The 4471-nt window shown below is 71.8% G+C and carries 4 protein-coding genes; 1 reads left to right on the top strand and 3 read right to left on the bottom strand.

Translation table 11 applies throughout. The features are described from left to right. Window positions 1–20: 20 nt before the first annotated feature. Window positions 21–398, bottom strand: a complete 378-nt coding sequence (locus JHD21_RS19430; protein ID WP_292678603.1) for a RidA family protein — start codon at window positions 396–398, stop codon at window positions 21–23. Between the two features lie 154 nt (window positions 399–552). On the opposite strand from JHD21_RS19430, the gene JHD21_RS19425 reads away from it, so the two are divergent. Next, window positions 553–1269, top strand: a complete 717-nt coding sequence (locus tag JHD21_RS19425) for a hypothetical protein (protein WP_292678601.1) — start codon at window positions 553–555, stop codon at window positions 1267–1269. Window positions 1270–1274: 5 nt separating this feature from the next. Here JHD21_RS19425 and JHD21_RS19420 read toward each other — a convergent pair whose 3' ends face one another. Beyond that, window positions 1275–3443 (bottom strand): MMPL family transporter, encoded by a 2169-nt coding sequence (locus JHD21_RS19420; protein ID WP_292678597.1) that lies wholly within the window; start codon window positions 3441–3443, stop codon window positions 1275–1277. A gap of 164 nt (window positions 3444–3607) precedes the next feature. Beyond that, a complete protein-coding gene (locus tag JHD21_RS19415) occupies window positions 3608–4453 on the bottom strand; it encodes a helix-turn-helix transcriptional regulator (protein WP_292678594.1) in 846 nt (281 codons plus the stop codon). Window positions 4454–4471 lie beyond the last annotated feature (18 nt).

Genomic DNA, 4471 nt, shown 5'->3' with positions numbered 1-4471 from the left:
TGCGCCGGAACCAGTCCGGCTCAGTCCGGCTCGATCGCGTAGACCTCGATCTCCACCTTCATCGCAGGGTCGAGCAGTCGCGACACCTCGACCAGCGTGGCGGCGGGCCGCACCGCGCCGAAGACCTCGCTGTGCGCTCGGGCCACGAGGTCCGCGTCGCCCATGTCGGTCACGTAGGTCACGGTGCGCACGACCGAGGACAGGCTCGATCCGCACTCGTCCAGCGCAGCCTCGATGATCTCGAGAGCGGCGACGGCCTGCTGGTAGGTGTCGCCCTCGGCCAGGTGCGGAGCCCGGGCGGTGGTGCCCGAGACGTGGACATGGCCTCCGACCCGCACCGCACGGCTGTAGCCGTAGACGTCCTCGTACGGTCCGCCCGATGAAACAGTCCTCCGCATGGCATCTCCTTCAGCGCGTGTCCGTGGTCGACTCCGTGTTGTCGAGCATGGACGAGAAACAGTCTGCTGAGTGGTGCCCGAGACATGCGACGGCGCGCGTGTCGAGTTCTCACATCGGGGTACGGGGTGCGCGACGGTGAGGCACCCTGGGTTCGTGGACACCGTCGATCGCCCGCGAACCGACCTCCAGGCGCTGGCAGCCGAGCAGCGCCGCTTCCTGGCCGTCTCGTGTGCCGCCTTCGACGCCGGCGACCACGCCGAGGCGAAGCGGATCGCCACCTGTCTCCAGACGCTGCTCCAGGGCCTTCGGTCCGGCCCAGCCCTGCTCGCCGAGCTCGGGAGTCGCGACCAGGTCGGATGGCTCGACACCGCGGGATCGCTGCTCCCGCTGGAGGGACAGGTCCAGATGCCCCTGGTGCATGCGACCGTGGAGGAGCGCCCGGACCACGTCGAGACCACCTGGCTGCCGCGACTGGACGCGTGGGACCGCAGGCTCGAGGACCGCCCACGCCTGCCAGCGGGTGTGGAGGAGTCACTCGCGCGGATGCGGGCCGACCACACGTTGCGGAGCCGGGGCCTCTGGCTGCCGTTCGCCGAGTGGTGGGTGGCCGAGGTCATGTGCGACGAGGCTGGGCAGAAGTTCACCCGTGCGGACCTCGTGCAGGCGCTGACCGACCCCGACAGGGGAACGCGCGAGGACCCCGCGCCCGAGGAGCTGCACCAACGACGCCCGCGCTGGGACTCGTCCGGCTGGGCGGTCGACCTGGACGACCATCCCCACGTGCCGCCCCTCGGCCCCACGCTGTCCTCGGTGCGGCAGATCGCCTTCGAGGTGGAGATGTCGCTCTACCGTGCGGACCCGCCGAGCTAGCCCTTTCAGAGGTACGCGCCCTCCGCCACGGCCTCCGTCCGGGGCCCCCGCTCCCAGGGCCGTTCGAGCGCCTCGGCCTCGATCGAGGGAAGCAGGCGGTCCAGCCAGCGCGGGAGCCACCAGCTGCGGTGGCCGAGCATGGCCATCGAGGCGGGCACCAGCACCATCCTCACCACGGTCGCGTCGAGGAACACGGCGACGGCCATGCCCAGCCCCAGCTGCTGGACGACGAGGTTGGGCTCGGTCGCGAAGCCGAGGAACACGGCGACCATGACGGCCGCGGCGGTCGAGATGACGCGTCCGGTGCCGGCCAGGCCGCGTACGACGCTGCCGCGCGCGTCGCCCGACGCCAGCCAGTCCTCACGGATCCGGGAGAGGAGGAACACCTCGTAGTCCATCGAGAGGCCGAAGAGGATGGCGAACATCAGGACGGGCAACCAGCTCGACACGGGCATCGCGTGGTCCAGCCCGAGCAGCCCGGTGCCCCAGCCCCACTGGAAGACCGCCGTCACCACGCCGTACGCAGCTCCGATCGAGAGCAGGTTGAGCAGTGCTGCCTTGAGCGGCACCACGACCGAGCGGAACATGGCGGCGAGCAGGAGCACCGACAGCAGGACGACGAAGCCGACCACGAGCCACACGCGCTCGGACAGCAGCACCGTGATGTCCGAGAGCAGGGCGGTGTTGCCGGTGACCTCGACCGAGTCCAGCTCGGTGCGCAGCTGCGCGACCAGGTCGGGAGTCCGTTCGTCGGAGGGGCCGAAAGCCGGCTCGGCCGAGATGACCGCCACCTCGCCGCCGGGGGAGACGAGCGGCTCGCTGACCTCGGCGATGCCGTCGATGTTGCGGAGCTGCGTGACGGCGGCGGCGACGCCCGCGTCCCCGGCGGCCGCGCGGTCGACCACGACGGTCAGAGGACCGTTGGCCCCCGGGCCGAACTCGGCGTCGATGAGGTCGTGGGCTTGGCGGGTGGTGCTGCCGGTGGGGTTGTTGGAGACGTCGGTGGGCCAGGTCCGCATCGTCAGGGTAGGCGCCGCGACGGTGAGCAGGAGCAGCGTGGCGGCGAGGGCCCACGGCAGTGGCTTGCGACCGACGAGGGTCGCCCACCGCGCAGAGAGCGGCCCCCGCTCGGGCCGGCGGCGACGCGGAGGCAGTCCCTGGCGCTCACGGCGCGGCAACAGCCGCCGGCCGACGAGCCCGCACAGCGCCGGCACGAGGGTCAGCGCCGCGGCCGCGACAGCGAGCACCGTGATGCCCGTGGCGAACCCGAACGACGAGTAGATCGGGAGCCCGGCGAGAGGCAACCCCATGAGGGACACCAGCACGATCGAGGACGCGAAGACGACGGAGCGGCCTGCGGTGGCGGTGGCCCTCCCCGCGGCCTCGGGCACCGGGACGCCGTCGGCGCGCAGGTGCTCCTGGACCCGGTTGACCAGCAGCAGCGCGTAGTCGATGCCCACGCCGAGCCCGACCATGATCGCCACGGTGGGGGCGGTGGTGCTCACGCTCGTCAGTCCGGCAAGGAGAGCCACCCCGGCGCCGGACACGCCGAGCCCGGCGAGCGCGACGAGCAGGGGCAGACCGGCGGCCACGACCGTGCCGAGGACGAGGCTCATCAGCACGAGGGCGACGACCACGCCGACGATCTCCCCGGTGCCCTCGATCGGGCTCAGAGTCGTGTTCGGCAGCTCACCGCCGAGCTCGACCTGGAGATCGCCGCTCAGGTCCGCGTCGGCGACGGCGGTCTCCAGCGCCTCGACGCCCGCGCCGCCCGTCAGGTCGGGGTCGGTGACGGGTACGTCGAACACCACGGTGAGCAGGGCCGTGTCCAGGTCCGCCGACCAACGCGGGGGACTGACCGAGGTGGCGTGGTCCAGGTCGGCGAGCCGGGTGGTGAGGTCGGCGATCGCGCTGTCGCTCACCTCTGCTCCCGAGCGGTCGTGGACGACGACCCGGGCCGAGCTGCCCGCCGCGGCCGACTCGGGGAAGTGCTCGCGCAGCTGCTCCACGCCGGCCTGGGCGGGTGCCCGGTCGATGTTGAAGTCGTCCTGGGTGGTGCCTCCGGATGCGCCGGAGACCACGAAGGCGGTCACGGCGACGCCGAGCCAGACGGCCAGGGTTCGCCACGGATGGCCGGCAGTCCGCCGGCCGAGCACATACAGCAGTCGGGTCATGGTCGTCCTCACGGTGGGGCGCGGTCGGTGCGCAGGTTGTCCAGGGCAGGGCAGGGCAAGGCAGGGCAGTGCGGGCCCGGGCGGCCAGGCGCGGTGCAGGCGCCCGTGCCGGGCCATGGCTCGCCCCGGCTGAGCGGGTCAGGTCAGGAGCAGTCCGGAGGGGGTCAGGAGGAGGACATGCTCTGGGCACCGATGACGGTGAGCATCTGGAGCTTCTCGTAGCTCTCGGTGCCGGGGTCGGCGGTGTAGACGAGCAGTCGGTGGGACTGGTGGGGGTCGAACAGCACCTGGCAGTTGAGGTCGAGTCTTCCGACCTCGGGGTGCTGGTATCGCTTCACCTCATCGGGCTCGAGCCCGATCTCGTGGTCGGCCCAGAGGGCGGCGAACTCCTCGCTCTGCTCCAGAAGCAGGTCCGCAAGCTCGGTTGCTCGCGAACCAGGTCCGCGGATGCCGGCGATCATCCGCAGTCCGGCGGCGTACATGCGGGAGAGGAACTCGTGGTCCTCCGGCACGTAGATGTCCCTGCTGGCCGGGTCGGTGAACCAGCGGTAGCCGTTGCTGCGCGACGGGCCGGTGAAGCGGGTCCAGTCTCCCGTCAGCGCGACCTTGGGTGGGGTCTGGCGCAAGGTCTCGCCGAGCTCGGTGACGATCTCGGCGGGGGTGTCCGTCAGGCGGTCGAAGATCCGCAGCATGCCGGGGCTGATGTGCTCGCTGCTGGGGCCCCGCGGGGGCGGCTGGTGCCCGGCGAGCCGGAAGAGGTGGTCGCGCTCGGCGACGGTCAGGTGGAGCCCCTGCGCGATCGAGGCGATCATCTGCTCCGAGGGCTGAGGGCCCCGCTCCTGCTCCAGTCGTGAGTAGTAGTCGGTCGACATGTGGCACAGCACCGCGACCTCCTCCCGGCGCAGTCCGCTGGTCCGGCGCCGCTGCCCGCGCGGCATGCCGACGTCCTCGGGCTGCAGCGCCTCGCGGCGGCGGCGCAGGAACTCAGCCATCTGGGGCCGATCGATCATGGTGGGTCTCCTTCTCGG

This window comes from Nocardioides sp., from assembly GCF_016462705.1.
GTDB lineage: Bacteria > Actinomycetota > Actinomycetes > Propionibacteriales > Nocardioidaceae > Nocardioides.
This window is presented reverse-complemented; position numbering and strand designations above follow the sequence as displayed.